This window comes from Mesorhizobium loti, from assembly GCF_013170705.1.
GTDB lineage: Bacteria > Pseudomonadota > Alphaproteobacteria > Rhizobiales > Rhizobiaceae > Mesorhizobium > Mesorhizobium loti_D.
Genome location: NZ_CP033334.1, coordinates 482944 through 497387 on the forward strand (window position 1 = coordinate 482944; position 14444 = coordinate 497387).

The following is a 14444-nucleotide window of genomic DNA, read 5'->3' on the forward strand; positions in this document are numbered from 1 at the left end:
CGGGCCCCTCTTTTGGCACGGCGTTCTTGTGGCACGGCCACGGGCGTGGCGAAAAGTGCTCGCACCGTTTCTTTGTTTGGTGCAGGCCAGCGATCAGGGTGATTTTCTGTCAATGCTGTGCTATTGACTCCGCCCGCGCGCTCACCACATTGGCGCGTCCACGCATCAGACTGACAAATCCTGAACGAAACGGCCAAGGAGACCACGACCATTCGCAGACCTTTCAAAGCAGCGGCGCCGACCAAGGATGGGCCGCGCTCCAACCGTGACATCCGGGTTCCCCGGGTCCAGCTTATCGACGCCGAAGGCCAGAACCGCGGCGATGTCTCCATAAACGACGCATTGCTGCTCGCCGAAGAGGCTGGGCTCGATCTCGTCGAGATATCGCCCAATGCGGTGCCGCCCGTCGTAAAAATTCTCGATCTCGGCAAGTTGAAATACGCCAACCAGAAGAAGGCGGCCGAGGCGCGCAAGAACCAGAAGGTCATCGAGATCAAGGAGATCAAGATGCGCCCCAACATCGACAGCCATGACTACGAGACCAAGATGAAGGCGGTTCGCCGCTTCTTCGAGGAAGGCGACAAGGTCAAGCTGACGCTGCGCTTCCGTGGCCGCGAAATGGCGCATATGGAGCTCGGCATGCAGCTCCTGAACAAGGTTCGCGAGGAAGTGGCTACCATCGCCAAGGTCGAGGCGGAGCCGAAACTCGAAGGCCGCCAGATGATGATGGTGCTGGCGCCGCGCTAGGCGGATATTTCGCGGAACCTGCCTGGATCACGATAAGGTTAGGCGCCGTCATCACGCTCTAAATCCGCCTGAATTGTGCTACAGGGCGTCCCGACGATCGGCGGGACGCCTGTTTCTTGGCGAAAGCCGCGATCGCCGGCTTTGTTTTTATGCATGTCGTCCTCCCAAAACCGGGGCCATTTTTGGACGACATGCCATAGGCTCCTCGACGATCGGATATCCCCTTGGACAATGAAGTGAAATACGGGCTGGGCAACTACCAGCAGATGCGCCGGCTGGTACTTGCCGTGCTTGTGGTGGTGCTGTTTCTGGCGCTGCTGTTCGGCCAGTCGACCTTCCCGCCCGACACGCCGGTGCATGAAACGATCGAGATGTTCGGCGTGCTCTTGATTTTCCTCGGCATCGTCGGGCGCCTTTGGGCGACGCTGTATATAGGCGGGCGCAAGTCGTCCGAAGTCGTGACGGGCGGGCCTTATTCGATCACCCGCAATCCGCTCTACGTATTCTCGACCGTGGCCGCGGCTGGTGTCGGCGCCCAGATCGGCTCGTTCTCCGGCATTATCCTCTTTGCGCTGCTCTGCGCCGGGGCCTTCCACATCGTCATCCTGCGCGAGGAGAAGTTCCTCAAGGAAGCGCTTGGCGCGCCGTATGCGGCCTATCTGGCGCGGGTACCGCGCTTCTTCCCGAAGCTTTCCCTATACCAGGAGGGCGATACGGGCAGCTTCAAGCCGCGCCTGCTGTTGACCACGCTGCTCGACGGCCTGGTGTTCCTGATCGCGCTGCCGGCCTTCGAACTGATCGATGGCGCCCAGCAGTCGGGCATGCTGCCGGTGTGGTTCACGCTCCCCTGACAGAAGACAGAGCGTCGCACGGCGTCGGGTGTTGCGTACAAGTCGTGTTTGACGTATAGGACCGCCGTTCAAGAAAACCGCCCGGCAGGGCATGCCGTGGCGGTTTCATTTGCTTTTCGGGCTTTGGTCGGCCCGGAGCGAACAAGAAGCGCGATAGTGCGCCAACAATACGGAGTAGCAAAATGCCCAAGATGAAGACCAAGTCGGCCGCCAAGAAGCGGTTCAAGATCACAGGTACGGGTAAAGTCCTGTCGGCTGCGGCCGGCAAGCGTCACGGCATGATCAAGCGTTCCAACAAGTTCATTCGAAATGCCCGCGGCACGATGGTTCTGGCTGAACCGGATGGCAAGAAGGTCATCAAGAATTTTCTGCCGAACGGCCTCTAAGGCATTCGGTCCGGACACGCAGTAGTTTTACGCAATTCCGAACGGAAAACCGCAAGACACTTTCCTGGAATTGCTTTTAAGGAGATCATGACATGGCACGCGTAAAAAGAGGCGTCACCTCGCACGCCAAGCACAAGAAGGTCCTGAAAGCCGCGAAAGGCTTCTACGGCCGCCGCAAGAACACCATCCGCATCGCCAAGCAGGCGGTGGAAAAGTCGCTGCAGTACGCCTACCGCGACCGCAAGAACCGCAAGCGCTCGTTCCGCGCGCTGTGGATCCAGCGCATCAACGCCGCGACCCACGAGCATGGCCTGACCTATGGCCGCTTCATCGACGGCCTCAACAAGGCCGGGATCGAGATCGATCGCAAGATCCTGTCCGACATGGCCATCCATGAGCCGCAGGCTTTCGCCGCGCTCGTGGCCAAGGCCAAGGTGGCGCTCGAATATCTGAAGAACACCACGCCGAACGCTTTTGAAAGCGCTGTCGCCTAAGACCAGCGCTTCCCAAGCATTCGCAATTCTGATTTGGGGAACCCGCGCTGGCACGGCTGGCGCGGGTTCTTTGTTCTGCCTGAACTTTCAACTTAAAAGTGACGACTTCCAACGTAGCGAGTTTGACCGTGAACGACGCAACCAGTGGCCTGGATACGCTCGAAAATTCCCTGATGGCCGATATCGCATCGGCCGCCGACGAGCCGGCCATCGAGGCCGTGCGCATCGCTGCCTTCGGCAAGAAGGGCACCGTGTCCGAGATGCTGAAGACACTTGGCGCGATGACCGCCGAGGAGCGCCAGATCAAGGGCCCTGTCATCAACGGCCTCAAGAACCGGGTCACCGAGGCGCTGACTGCCCGCAAGGCCGAATTGAAGGACGTGGCGATCGCCGCCCGGCTGGCCGCCGAAAAGGTCGATGTGACGCTGCCGGTGCGGCAGTCGCCGGCCGAGCGCGGCCGTATCCATCCGATCAGCCAGGTGATCGACGAGATCGCCGCGATCTTCGGCGATCTCGGCTTCGCGATCGCCGAAGGTCCCGATATCGAGACCGACTATTACAATTTCACCGCGCTGAATTTCCCGGAAGGCCATCCGGCGCGCGAGATGCACGACACCTTCTTCTTCCAGCCGGACGAGAGGGGCGAGCGCAAACTTTTGCGCACCCACACCTCGCCGGTGCAGATCCGCACCATGGAGAAGCAGAAGCCGCCGATCCGCATCGTCATTCCGGGCAAGACCTATCGCCAGGATTCCGACGCCACCCACTCGCCGATGTTCCACCAGGTCGAGGGGCTGGTGATCGACAAGACGGCCAACGTCGCCAACATGAAGTGGGTTCTCGAAGAGTTCTGCAAGGCGTTCTTCGAGGTGCCTTCGGTCAAGATGCGCTTCCGCCCGTCCTTCTTCCCGTTCACCGAGCCCAGCCTCGAGGTCGACATCCAGTGCGACCGGTCGCGGCCCGGCGAAGTGCGCTTCGGCGAAGGCTCCGACTGGATGGAGATCCTCGGCTGCGGCATGGTGCACCCCAATGTGCTGCGCGCCGGCGGGCTCGATCCCGACGAGTACCAGGGCTTTGCCTGGGGCATGGGCATCGACCGCATCGCCATGCTGAAATACGGCATGCCGGACCTGCGCGCCTTCTTCGACGCGGACGTGCGCTGGCTGTCGCATTACGGTTTCCGGCCGCTCGACATGCCGACGCTGTTCGGCGGCTTGAGCGCATGACAGCGCTCCACATCGGGGGCTGCCGCTGCGGCGCCGTGCGGTTCGAGGCTTCGGCCGAGCCGCACCACGTCAGCTATTGCCATTGCGGCGATTGCCGGCGGGCCAGCGGCGCGCCGGTATCGGCCTTTGTCGGCTTCCCGGCCAGCCAGGTGGCGTTCACCGGCAAGGCGCTGAAGATGTACGAGAACGGCCCGGTGACGCGCTCGTTCTGCGGCGTCTGCGGCTCGCCCATCGCCTATGTCGACGAGCGGCTGGAAGACGACATCTACTTCATGCTTGGCGCCATGGACATGCCGGCCGATTTCAGGCCGACGCTGCATGCCTATATCAGCGAGCAGCTTCCCTTCCTGCATATGTCCGACGACTTGCCCAGACATCTGAAAACAAGCGTCAAAAGACCAGACGGAACAGTCCCATGAAATTCACCCTCTCCTGGCTCAAGGATCATCTCGAGACCGATGCCTCGCTCAACGAGATCGTCGAGCGGCTGACCTCGATCGGCCTCGAAGTCGAGCATGTCGACGACAAGTCGAGCCTGAAACCCTTCGTCATCGCCAAGGTGCTGACGGCGGTGCAGCACCCCGATGCCGACCGGCTGCGCGTGCTGACCGTCGATACGGGCGACGGCAAGGCACCTGTCCAGGTGGTGTGCGGCGCGCCCAATGCCCGCGCGGGCCTGATCGGCGCCTTCGCGGCGCCCGGCACCTATGTGCCCGGCATCGATGTGACGCTGACGGTCGGCAAGATCCGTGGCGTCGAAAGCCATGGCATGATGTGTTCCGAGCGCGAGCTGGAACTGTCCGACGAGCACAACGGCATCATCGACCTGCCCGAAGATGCGCCTGTCGGCACCAGCTTTGCGTCCTATGCGCATCTCGACGATCCGGTGATCGAGATCAATCTGACGCCGAACCGGCCCGATGCCACCAGCGTCCACGGCATCGCCAGGGACCTGGCGGCGAGCGGGCTCGGCACGCTGAAAAGCGCTGCGGTCGAAGCGATCCCCGGCAAGGGCGAGACGCCGGTCAAGGTGGTGATCGAGGCGCCGGAGCTTTGCCCGGGCTTCGCCTTGCGCCTCGTGCGCGGTGTCAAGAATGGCCCGTCACCGAAATGGCTGCAGCAAAGGCTGATCGCCATCGGTCTCAGGCCGATCAGCGCGCTGGTCGACATCACCAATTACGTCACCTTCGATCGCGGCCGGCCGCTGCATGTGTTCGATGCCAGGAAGGTCGCCGGCAACCTCGTCGTGCGCCGCGCGCGCGACGGCGAGAAGGTGATGGCGCTCGATGGCCGCGAATACACGCTGACATCAGAAATGTGCGTCATCGCTGACGACAACGGCGTCGAATCGATCGCCGGCGTGATGGGCGGCGAACATTCCGGCTGCGACGAGAGCACGACCGACGTGCTCATCGAATCGGCGCTCTGGGATCCGATCACCACCGCGCGCACCGGCCGCATGCTCGGCATCATCACCGATGCCCGCTATCGTTTCGAGCGCGGTGTCGACCCGGAATTCATGGTGCCCGGCGTGGAGCTGGCGACCAGGCTGGTGCTCGATTTCTGCGGCGGAGAGCCGGCCGAGACGGAGGTCGTCGGCTATGCCGGCCACAAGCCCAAGATCGTCTGCTTCCCGTTGTCGGAAGTGACGCGGTTGACCGGTATCGAAGTGCCCAAGGCGGAAAGCCTCGACATCCTGTCGCGCCTCGGCTTCAAGCCGCAGGGCTCGGGCGATGTCGTCGATGTGGCGGTACCGTCCTGGCGTCCCGATGTCGATGGCAAGGCGGACCTGGTCGAAGAGGTGATGCGCATCCACGGCGTCGACAACATCGCGCCGCAGCCGCTCGGCGCGCATGACGCGGTCAATTCGAAGATCCTGACCACGCTGCAGGTCCGCACCCGCACCGCCAAGCGGGCGCTTGCCGTGCGCGGCATGATGGAAGCCGTCACCTGGTCGTTCATCCCGGCCAAGCATGCCGAACTGTTCGGCGGCGGCCAGACGGCGCTGAAACTCGCCAACCCGATCGCCGCCGACATGTCCGACATGCGGCCGTCGCTGCTGCCGGGGCTGATCGCAGCCGCGCAGCGCAATGCCGACAAGGGTATTGGCGACGTGGCGCTGTTCGAGGTGTCGGGCACCTATGAGGGCGACGGCGCCGACCAGCAGCGGCGCGTGGCCGCCGGCGTGCGCCGCGGCACCGCCAAGCTCGACGGCTCAGGCCGCAACTGGGCCGGCAATTCAGGCCCGGTCGGCGTGTTCGACGCCAAGGCGGATGCGATCGCGGCACTGGAAGCCTGCGGCGCGCCGGTCGAGCGGCTGCAGATCGAGGCGGGCGGACCGTCATGGTACCATCCCGGCCGCTCCGGCACGATCAAGCTCGGGCCAAAGACCGTGCTCGGCACGTTCGGCGAGTTCCATCCCAAGACAATGGAAGGGCTCGACGTTTCCGGGCCGCTATGCGGCTTCGAAGTGTTCGTCGATGCCGTGCCGGAGCCAAAGGCCAAGCCAACGAAAACCAAGCCGAAGCTGGAACTCTCCGCCTTCCAGGCGGTGAAGCGCGACTTCGCCTTTGTCGTCGACAAGGCGATCGAGGCCGGTACTCTGGTGCGCGCAGCGCTTGCCGCCGACAAGAAGCTGATCACTGGCGTTTCGGTCTTCGACATCTTCGAAGGCGCGTCGCTCGGCGAGGGCAAGAAGTCCATTGCCATCGAAGTGGCGATCCAGCCGGTCGAGAAGACGCTGACCGACGAGGATTTCGAGGTGCTGGCCAAGCGCATCGTCGAGAATGTCGGCAAGCAGACGGGTGGCGTTCTGCGCGGGTAGAACTCTCTGTCTTGACGCAATTCCGGACGGAAAACCGTCTTGCACTTTTCCCGGAATTGCTCCGAAACTTGCGGGCAGATGGCGAATCGTCCTCCAAAGGGCGATGGACCATCTGCGCTATTCCGGGCTGCCGTTCGAAGCACAGCGAGAGGCGTTTCTCGACATCGTGTCGGGGGACCCGCTGGTCGGCGACGCGCTGGCGCGGGCTCGCGCGCTGGCTCTGCCGGACTGGCTGATCGTCTCCGGCGCGCTCTACAACAGCGTCTGGAACCATCTGACGGGCAAGTCGTCGGGTTACGGCATCAGGGATGTCGACCTGTTCTATTTCGACGACAGCGACCTGTCCTATGAGGCCGAGGACTTGGTCATCCGCCGGGCGGCGCGGCATTTCGAGGGGCTGGCGCTGCCGGTCGAAGTGCGCAACCAGGCGCGGGTGCATCTGTGGTATCCGCAGAAATTCGGCCAGCCCTGCCCGCGCTATACGAGCGCGAGCGAACCCATCAGCCATTTTGCCTCGAGGACGCATGCGGTCGGCGTGCGCTACGATGCCGGCGGGCAGCTTGAGCTGGTGGCGCCGTTCGGGCTCGACGATGTCTTTTCGTTCCGTATCACGCCGAACCGGGTGATGGACAATCAGCGGACGCATGAGGCGAAGGGGGCGCGGGCGAGGGAATGCTGGCCGGAGATTGGTGTGGTGGCTTGGTAGGAGTTGCCGGAATGTCGGCGCGAGGCGCCCCCCTCTGCCCTGCAGGACAGAGGGGGCGCTGTCCCGCCAGCATCTCAAAACAAGCTGATGCTGAAGGTCACCCATTCACCAGCGCCAACAACTCCTCCGTATAGCGCTTGCCCATCACCTTATCCGGCGACAGCGCGTCACCAATCGCCGCCACCTCAGCCGCACTCAGTTCGATGTTCGCCGCCGCCGTGTTCTGCTCGAGATGGCGGATCTTTCGCGCGCCGGGGATCGGGACGATGAAATCGCCTTGGTGCAGCACCCAGGCGAGCGCCAGCTGCGCCGGGGTGACGCCCTTTTCAGTCGCCATCCCTTCCAGCGTGGCGACAACCTTGGCGTTGGCTTCCATGGCCTCGGCCTGGAAGCGCGGCAAGATGCGGCGCCAGTCGCCATCGTCAAGCGTTTCGGGCTTGGCGATGGTACCGGTCAAAAGGCCACGGCCGAGCGGGCTGTAGGGGACGAAGCCGATGCCGAGTTCGCGGCAGACGGCGAACACCTCCTGTTCCGGGTCGCGGCTCCACAGCGAATATTCGCTCTGCACGGCCGCGATCGGATGAACGGCATGCGCCCGGCGGATGGTCGCGGCACTTGCCTCCGACAGGCCGAGCGCGCGCACCTTGCCCTCGCGCACCAGCTCGGCCATGGCGCCGACCGTGTCCTCGATCGGCACGTTGGGGTCGACACGGTGCTGGTAGTAGAGGTCGATGACATCGGTGCCGAGCCGCTTTAGCGAGGCCTCGGCGACCGCCTTGACGTGCTCGGGACGGCTGTCGACGCCGGCCATGCGGTCGGTGCCGGTGCCTTCCTCCAGGATCTTGAAGCCGAATTTGGTGGCGATGGTCACCTTCTCGCGCACCGACTTCAGCGCCTTGCCGAGCAGGATCTCATTCTCGTAGGGGCCATAGACTTCGGCAGTGTCGAAGAAGTTGACGCCGATCTCGACGGCGCGCCGCAAGGTGGCGATCGCCTCGGCCTCCGGCTGACCGCCATAACCAAAACTCATGCCCATGCAGCCGAGACCGACGGGGAAGACTTCGAGTTCAGTTCCTAATTTGCGGGTTTGCATCACGAGATCTCCTTGTTGTGATGCCGCCGATGTAGCGTCTTGCGCCATGCTCGATAATCGGTTCATCTATGCACGGGTCGTTCTAAGAAATAGATCAATGAACCGAGCGCATCTTTCACAGCTGGCGGTGCTGGCAACCGTCGCCCAATGCGGCAGTTTTCGCGGCGCGGCCAGGGAATTGGCTATCGCGCCGTCGGCGGTCAGCCATGCGGTGTCCAGCCTGGAAGCGCGACTTGGCGTGCGGCTGCTGGCGCGCAGCACGCGCAGCGTGGCGCCGACCGAAGAGGGGGCGCAATTGCTGGAGCGTTTGCGCCCGGCCCTTTCCGAGATCGACCTGGCGCTGGAGACGGCGGTCGAGGCGCGCGACCGGCCGGCCGGGAATCTGAGGCTCAGCGTGCCGCGCACGGCAGCGCATCTGGTGCTGACGCCCAAGCTGGGCGCCTTTGCATCGGCCTATCCCGACATCGTGCTGGAGATCGTCATCGAGGATCGCTTCACCGATGTTGTCGAAGGTGGCTTCGACGCCGGTGTGCGGCTCGGCGAGAGCCTGCAGCGCGACATGATCGCGGTGCGCATCGGGCCGCACATGCGCGGCGCGGTGGTCGGCGCGCCATCCTATTTCGCGGCCATGCCGAGACCGCATCACCCGCACGACCTTGCCGACCATCGCTGCATCCGCTTCCGCTTCTCCAGCGGCATCCTCTACCGCTGGGAATTCGAAAAGGGCGGCGAGGGAATCGAGATTGCCGCGCAAGGGCCGCTGATCCTCGACGAGGACCATCTGATCGCGCAAGCCGCAGTCGACGGCGCCGGCCTCGCCTTCGTCTTCGAGGACTATGTTCGCGCCCCGCTCGCCGATGGCAGGCTGATCCGCGTACTGGACGACTGGTGTCCACCTTTCGACGGGTTCTTCGTCTATTATCCCAGCCGCCGGCAGATGCGCCCGGCGCTGCGGGCTTTCGTTGATTTCTTCAAGGTGAGTGGGTAGAACGACGGTGCAGAGCAATCGCTGCAATCGGGTGCATTCCTTATCAAGGCTAGTGCTGCCCCTCACCTGCCCGTCGGCATCCTCTCTCCGTAAACGGGGCGAGGGACGCTCTCATCGATGATTTCGCCAATCACCAAGGTTGGGGAAAGAGCACTGCGGGCGCCACTGCCCCCTTTCGCCCCGTTTACAGGGAGAAATGCCCGGCGGGCAATGAGGGGCAGCGCTGCCGTCGGGAAGAAAGCGTAGTTCGACGGCGTTCGCCTTCCATGCAAACCTCCATCACCAACACGCCAACCCGCTACGGCTGGGCGACGATCCTTCTTCACTGGCTGATCGGGATCATCTTCATCGGCCAGTTCGTGCTCGGTTTCATCATGGTGCGGCTGACCAGCCAACGCACCGCCTTCGAGCTGATCCAGTTGCACAAGTCCCTCGGCTTTCTGCTGCTTGGCCTCATCATACTGCGCATCGCCTGGCGGCTCGGCAACGCGGCGCCACCCTTGCCGCCATCGGTTGGCGCGCTGGAGCGGCGTACGGCCCCGCTCGCGCATCTGGCGCTCTATGCCTTCCAGCTCGCCTTGCCCTTGTCAGGCTGGGCGCTGGTTTCGGTGTCGACACTGGAAATTCCTACCATGCCGTTCAACCTGTTCGTAATGCCCAACCTGCCTTTGGCGGAATCCGATAGCGCGGAAAGCTTCTGGGCGGCGGCGCACTGGTATCTCGCCTATGCCGGCATCGCGCTTGTCGCGCTGCATGCCGCCGCCGCCTTGCGCCACCACTTCCTGCTGCGCGACAGCGTGCTCACGCGCATGATCACGCCTTCGTCAGGCAGGGAATAGAGCGGGCGGTTCGCTCGTTTGTGGGGTGAGGACGCTAAACGCGTTGCCTCCAGGAAAGGATCGATCCCATGCATGCGCGCATCCTTGGATTCGCGGCTCTTGCCGCATGCCTGGCCGTGCCCGCCACTGCTGCGGTGGCGCTGAGTGACGCCGCCGGCAGCTACACGATCAGCCCGGCAGGCTCCAGCATCCGTTTCACCATAGGCAAGGCCGGCGGCGGCGGCTTCGATGGCGCCTTCGCCCGCTTCAAAGGCACGATCCGCATCGACAACGGAGATATCGGCCATTCGAAAGTCGATCTGACCATCTATCCGGAAAGCGTCGGTACCGGCCAGAGCCGTATCGATGCCTTCCTGCGCTCCGACGCGGTGTTCGACGCGGCCAACAGCCCGGAGATCCAGTTCCGCTCGACCAGCGTGACCCGTACCGGTGATACATCAGCCCTGGTCACCGGCAGGCTGACGGCACGCGGCAAGACGTTTCCGGAAAAATTCACTGCCGAACTCGCTGGGTTGAAGGCTGGCACGATAAAATTCCATGTCACCGGCAAGGTGCTGAGGTCACGCTACGGTATGGATGTCGGTACGCCGCTCTATTCCAACATCGTCGATTTCAACATGACGCTGACGGGGAAGCGGAGCTGAGTCTCCACTTCGCGCATCCCTGGAGGTTCGTCATCCAGGGCGAAGCAGGGGCGAAGCTCCGTCGCGGAGACTCTGGAATCCATGCCGTGGCGAGCAAGCGTTGCAACGCTCCAGAATTCTGCACCATTGCATCCTTCGGCCGAGGTCACGGCATGGATCCTCGGGTCAAGTCCGAGGATGACGAAGGCGCTTTGTGATCCGCGTCCGCGATTGGCTTTTCTCCGAAATTGGGGCACACCTCCATCGATATAGTCGAGATGGAGAAGCGTCATGTTCCGATGGGGTGTGTTGTCGACGGCCAAGATCGGCCGCGAGCAGTTGTTGCCGGCAATCGTCGAGGCGGAGAACGGCGTGCTTTCGGCGATTGCCAGCCGCGACCTGTCGAAGGCCAAGGCCCTGGCCGAGCGTTTCGGCGCCCGCCATGCCTTCGGCTCCTATGAGGAACTGCTCGCCTCCAAGGATGTTGACGGCGTCTACATTCCGCTGCCGACATCGCAGCATGTCGAATGGACGGCCAAGGCGATCGAGGCGGGAAAACATGTGCTGGTCGAAAAGCCGCTGGCGCTCGACGCCAAGGACATCCTCCCACTGATCAAGCTGCGCGACCAAAAGAAGGTGCTGGTCTGCGAGGCCTTCATGGTCATCTATCACCCGCAATGGATCAAGGTGCGCGACCTTATCGCCAGCGGCGCCATCGGCCGGCTGCGCCATGTGCAGGGCGCGTTCTCCTACTACAATGTCGACCCCCACAACATGCGCAACCAGCTTGATCTCGGCGGCGGCGCGCTGCCCGATATCGGCGTTTACCCGACAGTGTCGACGCGGTTTTCGACCGGCAAGGAGCCTAGCCGTGTCCAGGCGACGATCGAGCGCGACAAGACATTCGGCACCGACATCTATTCCTCGATCCGCGCAGATTTCGGCGATTTCGAGCTGTCCTTCTATTTGTCGACGCAGATGGCGGCGCGCCAGGTAATGGTGTTCCACGGCGAGAAGGGTTTCATCGAGGTCTTTTCCCCGTTCAATGCCGGGCTCTATGACCATCACCGCGTCGAATTGCACAACCAGAACCACACCGAAGCGCAAGTGTTCCGCTTCCCCGGCACGCAGCAGTACCGGCTGGAGGTCGAAACATTCGCGCGGGCGGCGCAGGGCGGCAAGGAACGTGTTTTCACGCTGGAGGAGTCCGTGCTCAACCAGAAGGTCATCGATGCCATCTTCCGCGCCGGCGGCAAGGACGGCTGGGAGGCCGTCTAGCTCTTGCTTGACGCAATTCCGGACGGAAAACCCCTTGCGCCTAGAATTGCGTTGACCGGCTAATTCCTGGAGGAGAGATGGCTGACGACGCGGACGTGATCATTGTCGGCGCCGGCCTTGCCGGGCTGGTTGCCGCCGCCGAGCTTGCCGAGGCCGGCAAGAAGATCATCATCGTCGACCAGGAGCCGGAGCAGTCGCTCGGCGGCCAGGCGTTCTGGTCGTTCGGTGGCCTTTTCCTCGTCGATTCACCCGAGCAACGGCGCATGCGCATCCGCGATTCGCATGATCTGGCGCTCGAGGACTGGATGGGCACCGCCGCCTTCGACCGGCCGGAGGATGTCTGGCCGCGCAAATGGGCGGAGGCCTATGTCGGTTTCGCCGCCGGCGAGAAACGTTCCTGGCTGATCGAGCGCGGCCTGAAGTTCTTTCCTGTCGTCGGCTGGGCCGAGCGCGGCGGCGGCAACGCGATCGGCCACGGCAATTCGGTGCCGCGCTTCCACATCACCTGGGGCACCGGTCCCGGCGTGCTCGAACCTTTTGTACTGCGCGTGCGCGAGGCGCAAAAGCGTGGATTGGTCAGCTTCAGGTTCCGCCACCGCGTCAATGAACTTACACGGACGGGCGGCGTCGTGACCGGTGTGCGCGGCGACATCCTTGAGCCGAGCACGGTCGAACGCGGCCACAAGAGCTCGCGCCAGGTATCAGGCGAATTCGAGCTGCATGCGCAAGCGGTGATCGTCGCCTCCGGCGGCATCGGCGGCAACCATCAGCTGGTGCGCGAAAACTGGCCCAAGCGGTTGGGTGCCGCGCCGAAGCGCATGATCGCTGGCGTGCCCGACCATGTCGACGGCCGCATGCTGGCGATCACCGAAGCTGCCGGCGGTTCGATCATCAACCGCGACCGTATGTGGCACTATGTCGAAGGCATCAGGAACTGGGCGCCGATCTGGACCGAGCATGCGATCCGCATCCTGCCCGGTCCGTCCTCGCTATGGCTCGATGCCAGGGGAAAACGCCTGCCGGTGCCGCTCTATCCCGGTTTCGACACGCTGGGCACGCTCAGCCATATCATGAGCACCGGCTTCGACTATTCCTGGTTCATCCTGACCAGGAAAATCATCCAGAAGGAGTTCGCGCTGTCGGGCTCCGAGCAGAACCCGGACCTGACCGGCAAGAGCTGGCGCCAGGTGCTCGGCCGCGCGACATCGGGAATACCGGGTCCGGTGAAAGCCTTCATGGAGAAGGGCGAAGACTTCATCGTCGAAGCCGACCTTTCGAAACTGGTCGCGCGCATGAACGCGCTGGCCGGCGGCGAGCCGCTGCTCCAGCTTGCCCAGGTCGAGCGCGAGATCCGCGCCCGCGACCGGCAACTCGACAATTCGTTCTCCAAGGACATGCAGATTACCGCATTGCGCGGCGCCCGCGCCTATCTCGGCGACAAGCTCATCCGCACGGCCAAGCCGCACAAGATGCTCGACCCGGCGAACGGCCCGCTGATCGCGGTGCGGCTCAACATCCTGACCCGCAAGACGCTGGGCGGCCTGCAGACCGATCTTGACAGCCGCGTGCTGGGCGCCGATGGCCAACCGGTCGCCGGTCTCTATGCCGTTGGCGAGGCCGCCGGCTTCGGCGGCGGCGGCGTGCATGGCTATGCCGCGCTTGAAGGCACATTCCTCGGCGGCTGCATCTTCTCCGGCCGCAGCGCCGGCCGGGCGGCGGCCGCCTCGCTGGCGTGAACGGCGCCAACGTGGCCTTTTTTTCCAGCTTGGGCTTCTTATACGCCCGAGTGATAAACATATGACTTTTTTATATTTTTCAGATTTCGTCCGCCTCGAATACAAATGCCGATGCTTTTATCTTTCCGAGTGCAGCCGGTGCTGAGCCGCTGCAGGCGGCCGTCACCTTGTGGCGGCGGTACCAGAAAGAAGGAAGTCTTCGATGTTCCTCTCAGACGGGCTCTATCTGCCCACTCATCGTCCGCTGCCGGCGTCGCAGGTCGAACAGATCAGGCGTGTGGCGAACACCAATCGCCGGCCGGTCAGCCTGATCGCGCCGTTCACACCGACATGGTGGCTCCTGGTCGTCGGCGCCTTGCTGGCCGCCGCCGCGATCGCTGCCCAGCTTTCCTGAAAGGCAGGAGATGACCATGCAAAGCTCCCCTATTCCCCCCGACGGAAACGCCCTTCACCGCTTCATCGTCGGGCGCGATGGCGAAGGCCACTGGATCGCGCGTGACGAAGAAGGCCAGACCGGCGGCGTTTTTGCCGACAAGAATTCCGCTGTCCGTTTCGCCACCATGGAAAGCGGCCATCGGGCCGGCGCGATACGCTTCGCACCGGCGAGTGTGCGGCTTTCCCTGTTCAACTGAGCCGCGCCTTGTTCCGAACTG

16 protein-coding genes are annotated in these 14444 nt (G+C 63.4%); 15 read left to right on the top strand and 1 reads right to left on the bottom strand.

What is annotated here, in order from left to right; genetic code table 11:
• Positions 1 to 210: 210 nt before the first annotated feature.
• From infC to EB815_RS02195, 8 genes are all read left to right on the top strand, one after another.
• On the top strand, positions 211 to 747 hold the full coding sequence (infC, locus tag EB815_RS02160; protein WP_010912915.1) for a translation initiation factor IF-3: 537 nt from the start codon (positions 211 to 213) through the stop codon (positions 745 to 747).
• A gap of 224 nt (positions 748 to 971) precedes the next feature.
• Complete coding sequence (locus tag EB815_RS02165) at positions 972 to 1598, top strand: methyltransferase family protein (protein WP_056568993.1); 627 nt, start codon at positions 972 to 974, stop codon at positions 1596 to 1598.
• 182 nt (positions 1599 to 1780) lie between these two features.
• On the top strand, positions 1781 to 1984 hold the full coding sequence (rpmI, locus tag EB815_RS02170) for a 50S ribosomal protein L35 (protein ID WP_006201248.1): 204 nt from the start codon (positions 1781 to 1783) through the stop codon (positions 1982 to 1984).
• A gap of 92 nt (positions 1985 to 2076) precedes the next feature.
• Positions 2077 to 2478 (top strand): 50S ribosomal protein L20, encoded by a 402-nt coding sequence (gene rplT / locus EB815_RS02175; RefSeq protein WP_006201247.1) that lies wholly within the window; start codon positions 2077 to 2079, stop codon positions 2476 to 2478.
• 173 nt (positions 2479 to 2651) lie between these two features.
• A complete protein-coding gene (gene pheS / locus EB815_RS02180) occupies positions 2652 to 3704 on the top strand; it encodes a phenylalanine--tRNA ligase subunit alpha (protein ID WP_056570312.1) in 1053 nt (350 codons plus the stop codon).
• Positions 3701 to 4123 (top strand): GFA family protein, encoded by a 423-nt coding sequence (locus EB815_RS02185; protein WP_056568990.1) that lies wholly within the window; start codon positions 3701 to 3703, stop codon positions 4121 to 4123. The genes pheS and EB815_RS02185 overlap by 4 nt, the downstream gene beginning before the upstream one ends.
• Positions 4120 to 6528 carry a phenylalanine--tRNA ligase subunit beta gene (gene pheT / locus EB815_RS02190; RefSeq protein ID WP_056568986.1) on the top strand — a complete coding sequence of 803 codons (2409 nt, stop codon included), beginning with the start codon at positions 4120 to 4122 and terminating at the stop codon, positions 6526 to 6528. The genes EB815_RS02185 and pheT overlap by 4 nt, the downstream gene beginning before the upstream one ends.
• A 103-nt stretch (positions 6529 to 6631) precedes the next feature.
• Positions 6632 to 7234, top strand: a complete 603-nt coding sequence (locus EB815_RS02195) for a nucleotidyltransferase family protein (protein ID WP_056568984.1) — start codon at positions 6632 to 6634, stop codon at positions 7232 to 7234.
• Between the two features lie 97 nt (positions 7235 to 7331).
• Here EB815_RS02195 and EB815_RS02200 read toward each other — a convergent pair whose 3' ends face one another.
• The gene (locus EB815_RS02200) at positions 7332 to 8327 is read right to left on the bottom strand and encodes an aldo/keto reductase (RefSeq protein WP_056568981.1); all 996 of its coding nucleotides are present in this window, start codon (positions 8325 to 8327) and stop codon (positions 7332 to 7334) included.
• A gap of 97 nt (positions 8328 to 8424) precedes the next feature.
• On the opposite strand from EB815_RS02200, the gene EB815_RS02205 reads away from it, so the two are divergent.
• The 7 genes from EB815_RS02205 to EB815_RS02235 all read left to right on the top strand — a co-directional run bounded on the left by EB815_RS02205 (position 8425) and on the right by EB815_RS02235 (position 14423).
• Complete coding sequence (locus EB815_RS02205; protein WP_056568979.1) at positions 8425 to 9315, top strand: LysR family transcriptional regulator; 891 nt, start codon at positions 8425 to 8427, stop codon at positions 9313 to 9315.
• 266 nt (positions 9316 to 9581) lie between these two features.
• A complete protein-coding gene (locus tag EB815_RS02210; RefSeq protein ID WP_056568975.1) occupies positions 9582 to 10154 on the top strand; it encodes a cytochrome b in 573 nt (190 codons plus the stop codon).
• 68 nt (positions 10155 to 10222) lie between these two features.
• On the top strand, positions 10223 to 10798 hold the full coding sequence (locus EB815_RS02215) for a YceI family protein (protein WP_056568972.1): 576 nt from the start codon (positions 10223 to 10225) through the stop codon (positions 10796 to 10798).
• A gap of 270 nt (positions 10799 to 11068) precedes the next feature.
• Positions 11069 to 12055, top strand: coding sequence for a Gfo/Idh/MocA family protein (locus EB815_RS02220; protein ID WP_056568968.1), 987 nt, complete (start codon positions 11069 to 11071; stop codon positions 12053 to 12055).
• A 77-nt stretch (positions 12056 to 12132) separates the two neighbouring features.
• Complete coding sequence (locus EB815_RS02225) at positions 12133 to 13791, top strand: FAD-binding dehydrogenase (RefSeq protein WP_056568965.1); 1659 nt, start codon at positions 12133 to 12135, stop codon at positions 13789 to 13791.
• A 202-nt stretch (positions 13792 to 13993) separates the two neighbouring features.
• Complete coding sequence (locus EB815_RS02230; RefSeq protein ID WP_056568963.1) at positions 13994 to 14185, top strand: hypothetical protein; 192 nt, start codon at positions 13994 to 13996, stop codon at positions 14183 to 14185.
• A gap of 16 nt (positions 14186 to 14201) precedes the next feature.
• Positions 14202 to 14423, top strand: a complete 222-nt coding sequence (locus EB815_RS02235; RefSeq protein WP_244494015.1) for a hypothetical protein — start codon at positions 14202 to 14204, stop codon at positions 14421 to 14423.
• The last annotated feature ends 21 nt before the right edge of the window (positions 14424 to 14444 follow it).